Annotated in this window: 18 protein-coding genes; 7 read left to right on the plus strand and 11 right to left on the minus strand. The window is 42.0% G+C overall.

Going from position 1 to position 18,816, the window contains the following annotated elements; all coding sequences use genetic code 11:
* Window positions 1-97: 97 nt before the first annotated feature.
* The 8 genes from AACW90_RS12620 to pspA form a co-directional block, all read right to left on the minus strand.
* Window positions 98-1,243 (minus strand): HD domain-containing phosphohydrolase, encoded by a 1,146-nt coding sequence (locus AACW90_RS12620; protein WP_390234918.1) that lies wholly within the window; start codon window positions 1,241-1,243, stop codon window positions 98-100.
* Window positions 1,244-1,520: 277 nt separating this feature from the next.
* Window positions 1,521-2,075: a DNA-3-methyladenine glycosylase I gene (locus AACW90_RS12625; protein WP_390234920.1), complete on the minus strand. Its 555-nt coding sequence runs from the start codon at window positions 2,073-2,075 to the stop codon at window positions 1,521-1,523.
* Between the two features lie 60 nt (window positions 2,076-2,135).
* Window positions 2,136-5,267, minus strand: a complete 3,132-nt coding sequence (locus tag AACW90_RS12630; RefSeq protein ID WP_390234923.1) for an efflux RND transporter permease subunit — start codon at window positions 5,265-5,267, stop codon at window positions 2,136-2,138.
* A complete protein-coding gene (locus AACW90_RS12635) occupies window positions 5,267-6,355 on the minus strand; it encodes an efflux RND transporter periplasmic adaptor subunit (RefSeq protein ID WP_390234925.1) in 1,089 nt (362 codons plus the stop codon). Before AACW90_RS12635 ends, AACW90_RS12630 begins: the two co-directional genes overlap by 1 nt.
* A gap of 1 nt (window position 6,356) precedes the next feature.
* Entirely contained in the window at window positions 6,357-7,391 is a 1,035-nt protein-coding gene (locus AACW90_RS12640) for an efflux RND transporter periplasmic adaptor subunit (protein WP_390234928.1), read from the minus strand.
* Window positions 7,392-7,521: 130 nt separating this feature from the next.
* Window positions 7,522-7,911 (minus strand): envelope stress response membrane protein PspC, encoded by a 390-nt coding sequence (pspC, locus tag AACW90_RS12645; protein WP_195702981.1) that lies wholly within the window; start codon window positions 7,909-7,911, stop codon window positions 7,522-7,524.
* Window positions 7,901-8,137, minus strand: coding sequence for an envelope stress response membrane protein PspB (gene pspB / locus AACW90_RS12650; RefSeq protein WP_195702980.1), 237 nt, complete (start codon window positions 8,135-8,137; stop codon window positions 7,901-7,903). The genes pspC and pspB overlap by 11 nt, the downstream gene beginning before the upstream one ends.
* Window positions 8,138-8,155: 18 nt before the next feature.
* Window positions 8,156-8,821 (minus strand): phage shock protein PspA, encoded by a 666-nt coding sequence (gene pspA / locus AACW90_RS12655; protein ID WP_390234932.1) that lies wholly within the window; start codon window positions 8,819-8,821, stop codon window positions 8,156-8,158.
* A gap of 211 nt (window positions 8,822-9,032) precedes the next feature.
* On the opposite strand from pspA, the gene pspF reads away from it, so the two are divergent.
* The 6 genes from pspF (at window position 9,033) to AACW90_RS12685 (ending at window position 15,507) form a co-directional block, all read left to right on the plus strand.
* Window positions 9,033-10,076, plus strand: coding sequence for a phage shock protein operon transcriptional activator (gene pspF, locus AACW90_RS12660; RefSeq protein WP_390234935.1), 1,044 nt, complete (start codon window positions 9,033-9,035; stop codon window positions 10,074-10,076).
* 185 nt (window positions 10,077-10,261) lie between these two features.
* The gene (locus AACW90_RS12665; RefSeq protein ID WP_390234982.1) at window positions 10,262-11,881 is read left to right on the plus strand and encodes an ABC transporter substrate-binding protein; all 1,620 of its coding nucleotides are present in this window, start codon (window positions 10,262-10,264) and stop codon (window positions 11,879-11,881) included.
* Entirely contained in the window at window positions 11,882-12,844 is a 963-nt protein-coding gene (locus AACW90_RS12670) for an ABC transporter permease (protein ID WP_390234938.1), read from the plus strand. It begins immediately after the preceding gene.
* Complete coding sequence (locus AACW90_RS12675) at window positions 12,831-13,718, plus strand: ABC transporter permease subunit (RefSeq protein WP_390234940.1); 888 nt, start codon at window positions 12,831-12,833, stop codon at window positions 13,716-13,718. Before AACW90_RS12670 ends, AACW90_RS12675 begins: the two co-directional genes overlap by 14 nt.
* Window positions 13,718-14,710, plus strand: a complete 993-nt coding sequence (locus tag AACW90_RS12680) for a peptide ABC transporter ATP-binding protein (RefSeq protein ID WP_275136315.1) — start codon at window positions 13,718-13,720, stop codon at window positions 14,708-14,710. Before AACW90_RS12675 ends, AACW90_RS12680 begins: the two co-directional genes overlap by 1 nt.
* Window positions 14,710-15,507 (plus strand): peptide ABC transporter ATP-binding protein, encoded by a 798-nt coding sequence (locus tag AACW90_RS12685; protein ID WP_390234943.1) that lies wholly within the window; start codon window positions 14,710-14,712, stop codon window positions 15,505-15,507. Before AACW90_RS12680 ends, AACW90_RS12685 begins: the two co-directional genes overlap by 1 nt.
* 30 nt (window positions 15,508-15,537) lie before the next feature.
* On the opposite strand, the gene AACW90_RS12690 is transcribed toward AACW90_RS12685, so the two are convergent.
* From AACW90_RS12690 to AACW90_RS12700, 3 genes are all read right to left on the minus strand, one after another.
* Window positions 15,538-16,311: a substrate-binding periplasmic protein gene (locus AACW90_RS12690; protein ID WP_390234946.1), complete on the minus strand. Its 774-nt coding sequence runs from the start codon at window positions 16,309-16,311 to the stop codon at window positions 15,538-15,540.
* A 137-nt stretch (window positions 16,312-16,448) separates the two neighbouring features.
* A complete protein-coding gene (locus AACW90_RS12695; RefSeq protein WP_390234949.1) occupies window positions 16,449-16,847 on the minus strand; it encodes a DUF2750 domain-containing protein in 399 nt (132 codons plus the stop codon).
* An 84-nt stretch (window positions 16,848-16,931) separates the two neighbouring features.
* Window positions 16,932-17,837, minus strand: a complete 906-nt coding sequence (locus AACW90_RS12700; protein ID WP_390234950.1) for a manganese-dependent inorganic pyrophosphatase — start codon at window positions 17,835-17,837, stop codon at window positions 16,932-16,934.
* A gap of 239 nt (window positions 17,838-18,076) precedes the next feature.
* On the opposite strand from AACW90_RS12700, the gene AACW90_RS12705 reads away from it, so the two are divergent.
* Complete coding sequence (locus tag AACW90_RS12705) at window positions 18,077-18,790, plus strand: DUF2057 family protein (RefSeq protein WP_390234952.1); 714 nt, start codon at window positions 18,077-18,079, stop codon at window positions 18,788-18,790.
* Window positions 18,791-18,816 lie beyond the last annotated feature (26 nt).

The following is an 18,816-nucleotide window of genomic DNA, read 5'->3' on the forward strand; positions in this document are numbered from 1 at the left end:
CACAACAATTAGTTTGCTCTATGTCGAAAAAGCACATGTACAAATTCTGATTGGTGGAGAACCGACAAATACAGCGATATTATTGATACTAACACGGCTATAAACTTGGATCAGATTCCGGATATCGCTTGATGATATCCGCTAGGTAATCTTGATGTTCCCTCAATGCGTTTACACAATGCCCATCGAGTTTGCCACTATATACCATTTTTTCGAGCTCTAGTAGTGCGGCTGAGACTGAGCAGGCCTGTTTATACGGGCGATGACTGGTCAATGCATCAAAAACATTCGCCACCGTAACTATACGAGCAGGGACGGCTATCTCTTCATCAGACAATCCATTCGGATAACCCGTTCCATCTAAGAATTCCTGATGGCAAGATACAATACTCTTAAGTACCTCAATACAACGGTGTGAAGGAAAACCTAGATTCTCGATAATTTTGTCTACTTCCTTAACCCCACTGGAAATGTAATCTCTCATTTTATCACGCTCATCGACAGCCAATGGCGAAGGTTTAAGCAATATCTCAATTGATAACGCTGACTTGCCAATATCATGTAGGCGCGAAAACATATGCACACTCTCTATCAATTCATCATCGAGATGATAGATATCGGCCACCCCTTTGGCAATAAGATGCGCATAGCGGCTCATTCTTTCCATATGTTCTTTCGATTCATTCTTATAGCCAGCAGAAAGTGCTTTCGTTATCTCTGCTGATGTAAGAATCGCATTAAGTAATGAATATTCTGTGTTAACCGCAAAGTTAATAAGGTCACAAAACGGAGCCAAATTTTGTTGAATTTCGTCGGTAAAGACGGCTTTACGATGAGAGTCAAAAAATATGAAGCCGATAAAATTTTGTCCATTGTAAATAGGGACGGTATAAGAAGAGTTGTAACCTTGCTGAAGCAACCATTCAGAATGCTTGTTACTACCTTCGATCGTCCCCGGTAAATCATCAACAATACGTGTGCACCTTTGCTCCGCACATGCTTTTAATTTAGGGCAAGATTCTAATGGGAAGGAGTAGTTAGTGAAGTTATTCAACCCCGTGCTGCTTTCAGCATAGGTGTATAATTGTGTACTCTTAGGATCATAAGATACTATCGCTATTCGAACTACATCAGGTATCTCAGCCAAAATACGTTGATGAATGTCTTTTAGTTCCTGACGCAAAGAATCAATATGTCCAGAGCGTGAATGAACAGACTGTTTAGTTTCTTTTAACGAGTTCATAACCCAGCACCTAACAAAGCATTCCGTTAATCCATATGAAAATACTTACGTATTTACAAATTAATCACATCCCCCTTAGATTTTAGTTCTAGAAAGACAAAAATGACCACTTTTGATAATAAAAAACAACCGACATCCAGTAAGTAATGCCTATCATTTAAGAAAAAGTAGCCACCGTCCCGTGAAAACGGGGTTCTGTGTGGGTTTAGATCCCCACTTTCGTGAGGATGACAAAGTTTGATGTCTCAAGTGAACAGCATTAACATCCAGTGATGTGTTACGTTTTTCTCTTAAAACAATCTATATCATGATCATCAACTAAGCCCGTCGCTTGCATAAATGCATAAACCGTTGTGCTACCTAAAAACTTAAATCCTCGTTTCTTCAAATCTTTGAATAGCCGATCCGATTCAGATGTTGTCGCAGGAGCAGAGTCACCAACCATTCGATTAGAGATCGGTTGATGACCTACAAACGCCCAAACATAGTCACTGAAGCTGCCAAACTCCTTTTGAATCTCAAGAAATCGCTGTGCGTTATTTATAGCCGCTTCTATCTTTGCTCTATTTCGGATTATCCGACTGTCCTGCAATAGCGCTTCAACCATCGCACCATCAAATTGAGACACTTTCATTGGGTCAAAATTAGCAAATGCATTTCTATAGCCATCTCGCCTTTTTAGAATGGTATACCAACTTAGTCCCGCTTGTGCTGATTCCAGAATCAGAAACTCAAAGAATACGTTATCTTCATAGATGGGTACTCCCCACTCGCGATCATGGTATTCAACATAATCCTGTTTGGTTTCATCAGCCCACTTACATCTGTTCATCGATATCCTTGATTGCGCTCTGCTCCAACATAAAAAACAAAGCGCCCTATTGAAGTTGAATTACTCTTTTGAATCTTCTATGGCAACTATCTGTATTTTATGCAGAATACGATAGAGCACCGGCACAACAATTAAAGTCAATATGGTCGCGAATCCTAAGCCAAACATAATCGTCACTGCCATTGGTTTAAAGAAACTATCCGGTAGAAGTGGCACCATGCCTAAAATAGTCGTGATTGCTGCCATACAAACAGGTCGAACACGACTTAATGCCGCATCTACTACCGCTAGATAAGGTTCTTTTCCAGACGTCATCTCAATATTGATCTGATCGAGCAACACAATACCATTCTTCAACAGCATGCCAGACAAACTCAGAAACCCGAGTAGCGCCATGAAACCAAACGGAGTATCAAGCAACAACAGGCCTGTAGAAACACCAATAATGGCCAAAGGCACCGTAAACCAAACAATCAAAGGTTCTTTAACAGAGTTAAACAAGAACATCGTCACCAAGAACATAAAGAGATAGCCTAGTGGCATCGTAGTAAACAAGGACTCTTGAGCATCAGCCGAAGACTCATACTCTCCCCCCCATTCCAACGAATATCCCGGAGGCATCTCTATTGCGTCAATCTGCGTCATTAAGCGCTTCTGTAGCGTCGCCGCCGTCTCGTCTCCAAGTAAATCTGGGTCAGCATAAATAGTCAGCATACGTTTACGATTTTTACGAATGATAAGCGGATCTTCCCAACGAGTTTCATATCCAAGAGTGACCTGTTGTAGTGGTATATATTCGCTTAAACCTGGACTCCATATCTTCATACTTTCGATGTTATTTATGTTCTCTCTTTCATCTTCAGGTAACCGAGCAACAATTGGCATTAACGTTGTGCCATCACGATAGACCCCAACGTTTTTCCCAGAAAATGACATGCTTAGAAATTCATCTACATCCGATTTTGTGATGCCGTAGCGTCTAGCCTGACTTTCATTAAATATAGGTTCCAGTACCTTCGTCCTTTCACGCCAATCATGCCTTATGTTCGTCGTCCCGTTATCGGCGTACATAATATCCATAACCTGCGTAGCCAAGGTCCTCAATATTGTTGGATCAGAACCCACCAGACGAGCTTCTATCTTCGCACCTCCTCCTGGTCCTAACTCAATTTTCTTCAACTTATAGTTTATCTCTGGAAAGTTAAGTTGAATATGAGAGCGAAACTTAACCATTAACGGATCCATCGCCTCTGCGGATGTAACACGCGTGGCTATCTCACCATAGGCGGAGTAACTCTTTTCTGGTGAATAGGTAAGCATAAACCGTTGCAAACCTTTACCAGCCGTTGTTGTAACGTGCTCGACACCATCTTGTTCTGATAACCAACCTTGCAATACCTGTAACTTGGTATTCGTCGCTCGAATATCAGTTCCTTCTGGCATCCATACATCAACCATAAACATTGGTGTAGTGGACGATGGAAAGAACGATTGTTTTACTTTGGTAAATCCATAAATGCTTACAACTAGCATCACTACCAACACAATGACGGTCGTCCATGCCCGTTTCATACAAAACTCTAAAAAGTTTCGATAGATGACGAAAATCATTCCATTATATGGGTCCGAGCTTTCATCGTCTTTGCTAACAGCTGAGGTTTCTTTGAAAAATAGATCCGCGAAGAAAGGGGTTAAAGAGATGGCAGTAAACCAGCTCAACATGAGCGAAATGAGCAGTACTGTAAATAATGTGCCGCAATATTCACCGGTTGCATCGTCAGACAAACCGATTGGTGCAAATGCTGTAACAGCAATAATGGTTGCACCAAATAGTGGCCAAATTGTTTGCGTTACAATATCAGTAGCAGCCTGCAACCTCGTTCGTCCTTGCTTGGTTCCTATCAGTATCCCTTCTACCACCACGATAGCGTTATCTACTAACATTCCCAGTGCAATAACCAAAGCACCAAGTGAAATACGTTGCAGTTCAATGCCCATATACTGCATAAAGATAAAGGTACCTAGTACTGTCACCAGCAGTATCAAACCAATGAGAAGGCCAGATCTCAGCCCCATAAAGAAAAGCAAAACAACGATAACGATACCAACCGCTTGAGCTAAACTAATAACAAATCCACTGACGGATTTATCTACTTCTTTTGGTTGGCTATATATCTCAGAAATATCGATACCAATAGGCTGTTGAAATTTAAGCTCTGCCAGTCTTCTATCGAATCGCTTACCTACTTCAACAACATTAACCCCGGAGTTAAACGACACACCCATGTTGAGAGAGAGCTTGCCATTAAAGTTAATAATATTAGAGGGGACTTCGACATAACCTCGTTTGATCGTCGCCACATCTTTTAGGAAGATAAGTCCTTGCGCTCCACCTTCGGTTAAGATTAAGTCACCCAGTTGAGAAACGTCTTTAAACTCACCGGTCGGTTGAATTCGGATGTACTCTTCACCAATACGCACGGCACCCGCGTCGCTTACTGTATTCTGAGTATCGAGCAGATTAAATATCGTGGATGGCGCAATACCTAAGCTACTTAAGCGCTTCATCGATATCTCAATGAAGACCTGTTCTTGCTGTTCGCCAGATACGCTGATTTTTCCAATTCCATCGATTAACTCTAGGTCACGTCGCAGGTAATCAACATAATCCAGAAGCTCTTTATAGCTGTACCCTTCACCGGAGATAGCCAGTAATATTCCGTACACATCACCAAAATCATCGATAACCTGCGGGGTATATACCCCCGGTGGTAGAGTTGGCGTTAGATCGTTAACCTTTCGCCTTAATTCATCCCATATTTGTGGCAGATCATCAGGGCCATAGTTATTTTTCATGGTCACGGTTATCTGAGACAAGCCTCGACTGGAGATTGAGTTAACCTCATCAACATAGATAAGCTGTTGTATCGCTTTCTCTATTGGGTAGGTCACTTCTTCTTCGACCTGGACAGGTGTTGCACCGGGATAACTTGTCACAACCATAGCGTCTTTGATCGTAAATGCAGGGTCTTCAAGTCGACCTAAGTCAAAAAAGGCCGATGTACCGCCAATCAAGAATATCAGCGAAAGCATCCAACTTATTACTTTATTCTTAATAAAGTACGCCGCAATGCCCTTTTCTTCCGCAGGCGTTTCAGCATTTAATATGGGAGCATTTTTTTGGTCGCTCATTAGTTTTCCTCCTGCATGATTGGCTCTACTTTTAATCCATCGCGCAAGCGTGTTATGCCAGCAATTACTATCCTGTCTTCAGTTGTTAATCCATCCAACACTTGAATTTCCTTATAGCTCACTCGTCCTGTCATGACTTTGGTGCGCTTAACTGTATTATCTGGTTGCAATACCCAAACAAATTTGTTCGCCCTATCTAGCGTGTCCCCATCTGGATTAAATATTGCTTCTATCGGTATCGACAAGGCAACGGTTTGTATATCGCCTACATGGCCTTTCTTCGGTGCAACCTCTACAGCCATACCATCTAAGATCAATATTTCCTTGGGCATAGGCATGGTTAGAGTAACGTTATAGGTTGCCGTGTCTTGATCTTGTTCAGTGGTATATTCCTTCAGCTTCGCTGAGTAAATGAGTCCATTAGCGACTTTAACATCCGCTTCAACTGATCCAAATTCCTCCATTTGAGGGGAATTAGCGAACAGTTTATCTGCTACCTGAATAACAATATCGACATAGGCTGGATTATGGATATTAACTATCTGTTGGCCCGCTTGAACATTTTCAAATGTCTCAACATTAACGCGCGATATAATTCCATCGAAAGGGGCTTTCAGTTGGGTAAAGGAGAGTCTAAGTGTCGCCAAATCATATTCAGCTTTTGCTATCATACGTTGAGCAGCGAGTTCATCGAACTGTGATTGTGCGAGCAACCCTTTTTTAACTAAGGGTGCTGAGCGTCGATATTGACTATCCGCCACATTGAATGACGCTCTTTTGTTTTCTACTTCTAGCTCAAAATCGTTGGGGTCGATCTTAGCGATCACCTGTCCTTTACTAACTAGGTCTCCTTCATTGACATCAAGTTTGGTTACTTCTCCAGAAAGTCGAAAGCTGAGATGAGAACGGTCAGCGGCCGCCGCGATAGCAGGGAAAAACATGCGACCATCGTAAACCGTATCAGATTGCTTTGAGAGATCTAAAATACGAACTCGTGGGATCTCTTTTTCAACGTCGGCAGGTTTTTTACCACAACCTGCCATCGCAACAAGAGAACCTAATACTATGATATAAATGATTTTTTTCATATTACAGCCCTCTCTCCTTAACCCACTCTCTGACTTTTATTCCCTCTTCAATACCTGCTACTCCAGAAATAACCACCAAATCACCATCAGACAATCCCGACAGAACCTTACCACCTTCACTTAAAGTTAATTCCACTTTTTCGGTTAATCCTTCTTCCGTGACTCTCCATACATACTGTTTGTCGTTTTCTGAGAACAACGCGCTTTTAGGAACCTCTGTTGTATCAACTTTAGGAATAGAAACCCTTAACTGTCCTGACATTCCTGGGAGCGCCCCAACATCATCGGGTTTATCCATCACCATGGTCGTTTTGTAGCTATTTGTTTTTGAATCGGCTTCGGTGTCTATCTCGAGTAGCTGAACAGAAAATGACTCTTGTGGAAAAGAGTCAAAGGTCATGGTCGCTTTTTTATTCATTCCACCGCGAAATCGGTTCAGCAAATAGCCCGGAAGCTGAAATTCGATTTTCAGGACAGCCGTTGTTTGTACATTCATCACCGCCTGACCGGCGTTAATGTATTCGTAATTTTCAATGTTAACAATAGAGATGGTACCGTCATACGGGGCGACTAACCCAGTGTAGCTTAAGTTTGAGGAGGCTTGGTCAAGGGACGCGTTTGCAGATTTATAGTTGGCAAGAGCTCGGTCAAAGTCTTGCTCAGAAACGACTTGATCCTTGCGCAGTTTTTTCATCCGTTTATATTGAACATTGGCTAGTTCAAAATTAGCACGGGCTTGTTTTTCGAGCAATTTATACTCATCAGGATTAAGCGCTGCGAGTATATCGCCACGTTTCACAAGATCACCAGAATTGACATTAAGCAGTTCAAGCTGACCCGGTACACGGAAAGCAAGGACGGCTTTATCACCGGCTTGGGCTATTGCAGGAAAAGTACGACTCAGATCATTATTACCAACAGAAACGGCAAATAATTTAGCTGGTCGAGATTCTGGCTCAGGAACGGGAGGCTGCTCTTTACATCCAACAAGCAGAACCGCAAAAAATAACAGAGAAAAAACTTGGGGTTTAAACATAAAACATCATCCATGTAATAGCTTTACAGCGCTAACTACTAACATAGATGATGAAAAGGGAATTTGCCAGTGATTTGAATCATAACTCACTGATAATTAAGTGTGATTCTAGTCGAGATCACCTTTATTATTACAGTTTACTGAATTCTCGATTAACTTTAAATGATTCGGACGTAACATAGGCTTCCATTGCTCTCACCCCGTTATCCACTCGTCCTAGCTCATTCTCAATATTATTGAGCAGGTTTTCAGGCGTTTGCCCAGCCTGCCAAGCCTTATCCTTGATTTTGTGATCCTGTTTTGTTTTGATGTTCTCTTGATACTCATATGGCTGCTTTTCCAACATCAAAGTAAATGCGACATAAGCAACAACAACTAAAAAACTTCCACCCAATAACGCGGCAGACACCACCAAGATTCTAACCAGCCAAGTCTCTACACCAAAGTAGTTTGCAATACCAGCACAAACACCTGATAACTTAGCGTTGACTGGGTCACGATAAAGTTGCCTATCTCTCATTATTCTGCCTCCAACTTGGTGACTCGGAATCCAAGATCCGCTCTAACGTATCGACCCTTTTTTGTAATGATTCTGCTTTAGACGTTAAAGACTCTAAACGCTCGTAATCTTCCGTTGTTAAGCCATGTTCTGACTTTCTCTTACCGCGATAGTGTAGAAACAACCAAAGCGGCGCAACAAAAATCAAAAATACTATAATAGGTCCGGTAACAATGGCCGCTGTCATATACATTACTCCTAATTATTAGTCTTTATTCATCTGTTCTTTTAGTTTTTGTAGCTCTTTTTCTATCTCATCAGTGGCTTGCAGTTCAGCAAATTCCTGATCAAGAGACTTCGCTTTACCCGACATTTCATAGGTATCGGCTTCAGCTTCAAGCTGATCAATTTTACGCTCGTACTGCTCAAACTTTGAAAAAGCTTCATTTGTGCGACTAGTATGAAGATGTTTTTGTACGTCTCTACGACTTCCCGCGGCTTCACGACGAATCACAAGCGCTTGTTGCTTAGCGCGAGTTTCATTGATTTTTGTCTCTAGCTTACTGATTTCGCCCGTTAACTTATCAATGGTATCTTCAACTAAGGTTTGCTCATGATGCAAGCTTTTAACAATTTCAATGAGCTTTTGTTTCTCTATCAATGCCGCTCTAGCAAGATCTTCTCGACTTTTTGTTAACGCCAATGTCGCTTTATTTTGCCACTCTTCAATGTGCGATTCCATCGAACTAACACGACGAAAAAGTTCTTTTTTGTCCGCAATAGCTTTTGCGGAATTAGTGCGAACCTCAACTAACGTATCTTCCATCTCTTGTAAAATGAGTCGAATCATCTTTTCAGGATCTTCAGCTTTGTCCAAAAGTGAACTCACATTGGAATTGATGATATCAGCGAAACGCGAAAAAATACCCATGATATGTCTCCTTAATAGTAACAGTAGTTAACCTTAACCTGATTGCCGTTCACAAATGGCTCTAGGTTTACGAGTTACAATTCAATATCCATGCCAATATTTTTTACTTACAATTACAAAGAGTTATGTGTTAGTTGGTTTTTAAGGTCATTGTGTTATGATGAATTAAACCAACTATTGGTAAAAAAAACCACTCGACTGTGAGAGATGTATGGAACAACAAACTCTGATTGGAGAATCACCACTTTTTTTGTCCGTTTTAGACAAGGTATCGCGCCTTGCGCCCATCGAGAGACCGGTTCTAATCATTGGTGAGAGAGGAACAGGTAAAGAACTGATCGCTCAACGACTCCATTATCTTTCAAAACGGTGGGACCAACCATTGGTGATGCTCAATTGCTCAAGCCTAAGCGAAGGACTAATAGATACAGAACTCTTCGGTCATGAAGCTGGCGCATTTACGGGTTCAAAAGGTCGACACCAAGGTCGCTTCGAACGTGCAGAAGGAGGGACCTTATTCTTAGATGAGTTGGCAACTTCACCACTTTCGGTACAAGAGAAACTGTTGCGTGTAATCGAATACGGTCAATATGAAAGGGTTGGGGGCAGCAAAACACTTAATGCCAATGTCAGACTCATCTGTGCAACCAACGCAAATCTGCCTAAGATGGCAAAAAATGAGACCTTTAGAGCTGACTTGTTGGATCGTCTGGCCTTCGATGTTGTTCATCTTCCTCCGCTAAGAGAACGCCAAGAAGATATCCCATTACTTGCACAGCATTACGCCATGAGAATGTGTCGCGAGTTGTCGCTTTCGTTCTTCGTTGGTTTTACAGACAATGTATTTCGCATAATGTCCGAGTATCCCTGGCCGGGGAATGTTCGTGAGTTAAAGAATGTCATTGAACGCGCGGTCTATCAGCACGGTAAGTCTGAATTACCTATTGATGATCTTGTTCTTGACCCCTTCAAATGTGAATGGGTTAGTGAAAATACGACCAATAACAACGAAACTAAACAGAACAAACCAACACGTCAAATTCTGCTTCCCGAGTTCATTGATTACAATATGCCCATTGATTATAAAGAATGGCAAGAACAACAAGACATACAGTTACTCAACCACGTTATGGACAAAGCTAAACACAACCAACGTACCGCAGCGGAACTGCTCAATCTTAGTTACCATCAGCTGCGCGGTATGCTGAGGAAGTACAACATGGTCGGTCAATCAAATGACCGCTCTGCTGGATAGAATGCGTTCAAATTAATGATAAAAACTAATCTCATCTCGTTCTATCGAAATAACCGATCCAAATTTTTTCCTGTTTGTTATTTACGTACCCTAAAGAATTGGTCTGCCTAAAGAAAAGGTGTTAAATTATGCAGATCTTTAGGCATTTTTTGTTTGCCCTTTCTCAATCAATGATAGCTCTTTCTATGAAAGCATTTTTAAAGTTCACCGCAGGATTCTTCAGTATAGGATTATTGGTTGGGTGTAGCGACAGTATTGATCACGAAGAAATTCGCAAACATGGTTTTGTCTCTTGTGGACATAGCGCACCAAACTCCTTCAATCCACAACTCGTTGAAGGTGGTATTACCGCTGACTCGCTAAGTCCACAAATCTACGATTCGTTATTGACGTTAGATCCTATCACTCTAAAGCCGAAGGCCAACATTGCCTCTTCTTGGCATATCAACGATGACGGAACAGAATATACGTTCAAGCTCAAAGACGGTGTCGAATTTCAGCATACGGATTGGTTCACCCCAACAAGAACCTTAGACGCCTCTGATGTCGTGTTCAGTTTTAATCGATTAATCGATCCAAACCATTCATTTCATTATGTTGGCAATGCAAGCTACCCATGGTTCGAAAGTATTGGCTTCAGTAATCTCGTTAAGAGCGTTGAAGCTATAGACCCTCTAACGGTAAGGTTTACTTTAACAAAAGCAGACAATACGTTTCTATCTAACATTTCGACCACTCACTCCGTAATTCTTTCCCGTGAATACGCTCAGCAATTAGAGATCAAAGACGAGAAAAACCTTATCGATGAATTCCCAGTCGGAACGGGCCCCTTTTACTTGGCCGAGTATCAAGTCGGTGATCTCGTTCGACTTAAAAAGCACAAGCAGTATTGGCAGGGTGAACCAGAACTTGAGCAAGTAGTGTTTGATATTTCTTCCCGTGGTACTGGCCCTCTTGCGAAGCTATTACGCAGAGAGTGTGATGTTCTTTATACACCACTTTCTAGTCAGATCCCCATTATCAAGCAACATAATGATTTGATACTAGAAGCCAAGCCATCCATGAATGTCTCATTTATTGCCATTAATACCGATCATCCTGCACTCAGTGATCAGAGAGTAAGAAAGGCATTAAGTTTATCTATCAACCGAAAGAGCATTCTAGATGCTGTTTATTTTGGAACGGGTGAACAAGCTTACTCACTATTACCACCCAGTTCTTGGGCATATCAAAAAGACGCGACACAAATAAGATACGACAAAAACTACGCTGTCGGGCTGCTTAGAGAAGCCGGTTACTTACAAGGTCTTCAGCTTTCAATGTGGGTTCCGTTAGAAGCAAGCCCATATAATCCGAGTCCGAGAAAAACAGCAGAGCTGATTCAAGCGAATTATGCCGACATAGGAATTGAGTTGAAACTTTTCACGAGTGACCGCTTTAACCGTACAGAGCTGGCAGAGCATACCGACATTGATTTGATTCTCACCGGATGGAACGCCAGCACTGGTGACCCCGATAATTTCTTACGCCCACTGCTGTCGTGTCGTGCAGAAGAATCAGGATTAAATGTGTCGATGTGGTGTAATCCAGACTTTGATTTTTTATTAGATTTGGCAAAAGAGACCAATCAAGAGAGATACAGACTAAACTTATACAAAGAAGCACAATATATGATGAATGAAGAAGTGCCTGTCATTCCACTTGCACATGGTGCTCAGTTTTTAGCTTATCACCAATCGTTAACTGGATTTGGTTCCAGCCCATTCAGTTCTCAGAGCTTTCACAAAGTAAGGAGAGTCAAGTAGATGTTTCGTTATACTATTCGTCGCTTTAATCTCTTTGCGATAACCTTAATTATGCTGACCTTTGTTGGTTTTAGTATTCTTCGCTTAGACGCAGAATCACCCTGGGCTCACTTGAGTTATCTGCAAGGATGGTCGCACTATGTTCAGGAGCTGTGGAATCTCAACTTCGGCCTAAACAAACAAGGTTATCCTATCATTGACGATATCGTGGTGGTATTTCCTGCTACATTGGAACTTGTATTTATCTCCTTTATGCTCGCGCTTTTTATCGGTATCCCTTTTGGGACTATTGCCGGAATGCGACAAGGCAAAATGATCGATACGATAATTTCATTTACTTCCATGTCTGGCTACTCCGCACCTCTGTTTTGGGTCGCACTTTTGTTGATTATGTTCTTCTCATTAGACTTAGGGTTACTTCCCGTCTCGGGTCGATATGACCTGCTGTATGAGATCAAGCATGTCACTGGGTTTGCCATCATAGATGCCTTCTTATCTGACCATCATTACAAAGCAGAAGCACTACAAAGCGTATTGGAGCATCTGGTGTTACCGTGTTTAGTACTCGCACTCGCACCAACCACGCAAATTGTTCAAATAATGCGCGCCTCTGTTGCGGAAGTGATGATGCAAAACTACATTCGCGCAGCAAGAATTAAAGGTTTGTCGAAACGTGAAATTATCACCGAACACGTTTTTAGAAATGCACTACCCCCCATTTTTCCAACACTCGGTGTGCAGCTCTCTAGTATGATTACGTTTGCCATTATCACAGAGTCGATTTTTAACTGGCCGGGGATTGGTAGGTGGTTGCTGAACGCACTAGCCAATCAAGACTACGCTTCCATTCAAGCGGGTGTAATGGTGGTCGCTTCCTTTGTATTATCTGCCAATATATTGTCTGATTTACTTGGTACGCTATCGAACCCATTGGTAAGGAAAGAGTGGTATGTTAACCAATAGCATCTATCAAGAAGAGCATATTCCAACTCAGTTTGAACGCTTTGCTAAAAGCTATCGAAGCAATAGTTTAGCGATGTTTGGGATATGGTGCCTTATCCTAGTCGTGTTAATTACACTCGCTGCACAGTGGATTGCTCCACATGATCCAAATCTCCAAACAGGACATTTGCTTGTCCCTCCCTCTTGGGCGACGGAAGGCAGTATTGAATACTTCTTAGGTACCGATGATTTAGGGCGAGACATACTTTCCCGAATTTTGACGGGTTCTCAGTATACATTTGGCGCTTCAATTCTAGTGACAATCGTTGCTGGCCTAATTGGTAGCAGTATCGGTATTTTGGCTGGTATGACTCGTGGTTTGCTGTCCAGTACCCTTAACCATTTACTTGATACCGTCATGTCCATCCCTTCACTTTTATTAGCCATTATATTCGTGGCATTTTTAGGGTTTGGTGAGTTCAATATTATGCTCGCGATTGGCTTGGCACTGATTCCTAGATTTATCCGTTCTATCTACACGGCGATTCACGCTGAACTTGAAAAAGATTACATCATGGCGGCTCGCCTTGATGGTGCCAATGACTTATATCTATTACTCAATTCTGTCTTCCCTAACATCCTTGCCATCATTGCTGCAGAAGTGACGATGGCGCTAACACTAGCCATTATGGATATCACTGCCCTCGGGTTTTTGGGTTTAGGTGCGCAAGCCCCTAGTACGGAGTGGGGAGCAATATTAGGGGACTCTGTCGAGTTGATCTATCTAGCCCCTTGGACGGTAACACTACCGGGACTTGCAATCATGTTTACAGTTATTGTCATTAATTTGGTTGGCGAAGGCATTCGACAAGCGTTAAATGCAGGGGTTGAATAATGCCATTACTTGATTTTAGACACCTAACAATAGAAATTGAAACACCGCACGGGCTCGTCAAGGCGGTGGATAGAATGAGTCTTACAATCCAAGAAGGTGATATACGCGGTCTAGTCGGTGAATCAGGTTCTGGCAAAAGTTTAGTCGCGAAAGCTATCGTCGGTATTTGCAAGGACAATTGGCGTGTAAGCGCTGACCGAATGCGATTTGGTGATGTCGACTTGCTACAATTGACGCCAAAAGAACGACGCAAAGTCATTGCCAAAGATGTCGCGATGATCTTTCAAGAACCCTCTACCTGTCTTGACCCATCAGAAGCGGTAGGCAGCCAGCTCGCCGAATCGATCCCTTCTAAAACCTTTCAGGGTCGATGGTGGCAGCGCTTGAAATGGCGTAAGAAGCAGGCAACAGCTTTGCTTCATAAAGTCGGCATCAAGGATCACAAGCGTGTTATGAGTAGCTATCCATATGAGCTTACCGATGGAGAATGCCAGAAAGTAATGATAGCGATGGCTATTGCGGCGAAGCCTCGACTGTTGATTGCCGATGAGCCAACAAATGATTTAGATCCCATTACTCAATCGCAAATATTGCGCTTACTGAGCCGCATGAATCAGGTGCACAACACGACCATATTGCTCATTGGACACGATTTGACCACAATAACGCAGTGGGCAACTAGAATCACCGTAATGTACTGTGGACAATCTGTTGAATCCGCCGCTACCGAGCAGATCCTCAAAGCACCAAAGCACCCCTATACCATTGCACTATTGAAAGCGATGCCGGACTTTAGTAACTGGATACCTCACAAGCAGAAGCTTCAATCTTTACCGGGTTCTATTCCTGCACTCCAGCACCTTCCAATTGGTTGCCGACTCGGCCCACGTTGCCCATATGCACAGAGGCAGTGTGTCGAGATACCATATTCTAGAAAAATAAAGGGCCATAAATACTCATGCCATTTCCCGCTTAATACGGAGACCAAATAATGAACGAATCCCTTCTGGAGGTTAGCGGTCTGTCCAAACAATTTGTCACGCGTTCTGGGTTATTTACAAAAAAAATCCAGCAATCGGTAAAGCCGTTAAGCTTTACTTTAGAAGCAGGACAAACTCTCGGACTAATTGGCCAAAATGGTTCTGGTAAGTCTACTCTAGCCAAGATGCTGGCAGGGGTTTGCGAACCTACGAGTGGTGAGATTAGAGTGAATGGCGATAAGCTAGAACATGGGGACTACTCTACACGCTGTAAACTTATCCGTATGATATTTCAAGATCCTAATAGCTCTCTCAATCCAAGGATTCAAATTGGCAGAATTCTAGAAGGACCGCTACGACGTAACACAGAGATGTCACCAGAGGCACGTATGAGCCGAGTCAAAAATACCTTGGTACGTGTTGGATTGCTCCCAGAGCACGCCTATTTCTATCCTCAGATGTTGGCCGCCGGGCAAAAACAACGCGTATGCCTTGCTCGCGCCTTAATCTTACAACCTTCTATTATTATCGCTGATGAGGCGCTAAATGGTTTAGATATGGCAATGCGTTCTCAAATCATCAACCTTTTTCTCGAGCTTCAAGATGAAATGGGGGTTTCATTTGTTTATGCGTCACAGCATATTGGCATCATTAAACACATAACGGACAAAGTCATGGTGATGCACGAAGGAGATGTGGTGGAATATGGTGAAAGTAGTCAAGTTTTAACCCGTCCAGAACATCCGGTGACTCAACGGCTAGTTGAAAGTCACTTTTATAAAGCACCAAACTACAAAAAGTGTACGTAAGATTAGATAGAAAATGGATACACACCAAATTTAGTCTCGCAATACCTCAGGTTGTTGGTGAATATATTTAGCGTAAATGTCCGCTACAGTACCGTCATTCCACATTTCTATAAGAGTCTGGTCTAAACGTTTCACAAGTTCTTTTTTATCGGTTCTCAGTGAGTGCTTAGACATAATAATATATGACGGGTTTACATCCATAATTGACACATCAAGAGCTTCTATCTCATTACCCAACCCCAACTCTTGAATAGCGTGCAGGCCAACAACTCGATCATTAATATAGGCGTCAATCCGACCGGACATTAGTTTTCTTAAACTTTGCTCGATTAATTTATTTTCTGTTTTAATAATGTCGCCGGCTTTAATCGCTATATCGAACTCATTCGATACGCTATGACCTCTCGATAATCCAACGGTTTTTCCGTAAAAATCAGAAAGAGTCTCAAATACAACTGTACTGTCTTTTCTTACAAATACGACGTACTGTCCTTTGCGGATTGGTGTTGGTACATAATGCGCGAACAGCTCTCTTTCCGGTGTTTTGAATGCAGCGAATAGACCATCTGCTCTACCATGTTCAACGTCATACAATGCTCGTTTCCATGGGTAGCACGCGATGGTAAAAGGGGTATTATTTCTAGAAAATAACTCCGTGATAATGTCCGAATAGATACCTTTAGCACCATTTTTCTCGCACCATATAAAGGGTTTAAACTCTAGAGTAACAAGGTTAACTGGTAGGGTGCTTGCATACAATTTAGGCATACAAAAAAGAAGCAATACAATAAAACCATGTCGCATAACTACGCTGATAACCTATCTCCTACTCTTTTAATCATACCGATAGAATGCTTTCCATCAGTATGATTAAAAGAGTAAGATTTTTTAACCTGTATTTCAATCGTAAACTAGACAGATTTTATTATTATTTTATAGACTTATCTCTTATCCAGCTTTTGTGCTTGTTTCTTTAGTTCAAAATCAAACTCATCCGGATAAAGCACAACACCTTCTTCATTGATATTAGGGAAGACGACAATAGCCAACTCGTCGTCTTCTAATCCACGCGTCCAACGACTATGCCACTTGTTGATAGAAATACTTTCAGCAGTACAATGTTCCCATTCACCGGTCGCCCATTCTGTCGCAAACTCTTCATTTGGCCATACAGGTACACAATCTTCATCATCTGTATTTAGCATGACACATCCGTGTTCATCTTTAAGAATCCACACGCAACGACTAGAAGCGATCTCTTTAATGCAATATTTCATTCGCTGATCAGCGTCCATATTGTTTATCTCTTTTAACTTACCGCTATCAAGTTTATCAGTCATACATACCTTAGATATTTTTAGGGTTTACGATCAAAAAAGCGAAGGTTTACACCCTCGCTTTTACATCGCTTTTTATTAACGTCGTTATAAAAGTTCGTTCTGAAGCCAAGGCCAACCTTGTTTCTTACGACTCAACGTATTTTCCATCATTAGCATGCCATCTTTTTCATGCTTAACTAGCTTATCCGCCCACTCACCTTTGAACAATAAGCGAGTCGTAGCTGAAGTGATGTCGGTAAGCATTACCGCTGCAAATGACAAACCTTCTTCATCGCAACGACGTTGAAGATCATCTTCAATTGCGGTAATCATACCATCTACTTGCTCAAGTGTTGCTAGTTCAATCTGACCAACAACGACATTTTTGCCTAAAAACGGATACGCTTTAAGATCTTTTTCAACCAACTGAGATGCATTAAGGCCTTTGATATCTGTTTTTGCGATCAATAGGTTTTTAATAAATGTATCTAAATCTGTCACTTCCGCGTATACAGCAAGTGCCTCAACCGCATCTTTGTCTTTCTGTGTACAGGTTGGAGAAGCGAAGCCCACAGTATCAGACAAGATTGCTGACATCATGAGCGTTGCCATTTCACGAGTGATCGTTACTTCTTCCATTTTTAGAAGGTTATATAAGATAGTGCAGGTACAACCTACTGGCCAAATCCAAGCTTCCAACGGGTTTATCGTCATAACATCACCTAAGCGGTGATGGTCAACAATGCCTATAATTTCGGCTTCATTTATGTCGTCTGGTGCTTGAGAAACATCCGTGTAATCGACTAGCCATACTTTTTCTCCCGCGACACTTGTACGCAATTCTGGTGCTTCTACTCCTGCTTGCTCAAGAATGTACTGAGTTTCGCGATTGAGTTCACCTAAGCGAATTGGGTTTGCTTCTAGGCCACGAGCTCTTAGTAACTCGGTGGCAACTAATGCACTACAAATGCTATCACTATCTGGGTTCTTATGACCGACAACTTGAATCATGTTATATCCTATACAAGTTTATAAATGAGGATTAAAGTCTTATTTGACCTTCCTTTAATGACGAATACTTTACCTGATTTTTAGAATTTGTCATTGGGTTGATTGTAAATAATTCTTACTACTTGTTACTCATTTTATACAAATTCTACTTCCGGTGAAACAAGCACACGGTATTATGGCTATTATTAACGATATTAAGTGTATATCCGTCGACCCTAATCCAGTGGAAAACAGACCAAATGAAACATATAGCCATTATTCTATCCGCGTTAATGAGTTGTGTAAGTTTACCTGCATTCTCTACTATTGAATTGATAGCAGACTCGAACCTAGATTTGTTGGTTGTAAATGGAGCGAAAGCAAAGGTAAACAGCAGCCTCTTTTCGTCCAAACAGACAGCAACACTGCCTGACGGGGAAAACCAAATTGCCTTTAGATACAGTTATACCTATACCAGAGGGGACAACTATACGCGCGTTGATACACCGGTTATTATCGTAAAATTCACCGCAAATAATACCAAACTAGCCTTCGTGTTCCCAGAATTCAGAAATGCCACAGAAGCGAAAAAAAACATCGATGATGTCACTTGGGCTCTTGTCGATACAGATAACCAACAAGCTATTGAAAAAAAAGAGGGTAGCTTGCAAATTGACGGCATGCAGATCGGTCGAGACTACGTAAAGGAAACACAAGATTACAACGCTTCAGGTGGACCAGCTTCGATTTCGAATAGCAGAGCTTCAGTGACTAACCACACCTCGAACTCCCCAACGATCGCCGTCGGTACAGCCACAGCCGTCGCGACTGGAGCCGCTGTAGAGATAACACCGTCGTCATCACCGTCATCTCACTCATCGAACGCGGACACCTCCGAAGAGATGCTTCATTTTTGGTATGACAAAGCGACACCGGAAACCAAAGCGCGCTTTAAAGCCTATATCAATCAATAAACACTTTGATTATGAAACCACACATT

The organism is Vibrio frigidus (assembly GCF_042465995.1).
In the GTDB taxonomy this organism is placed as follows: domain Bacteria; phylum Pseudomonadota; class Gammaproteobacteria; order Enterobacterales; family Vibrionaceae; genus Vibrio.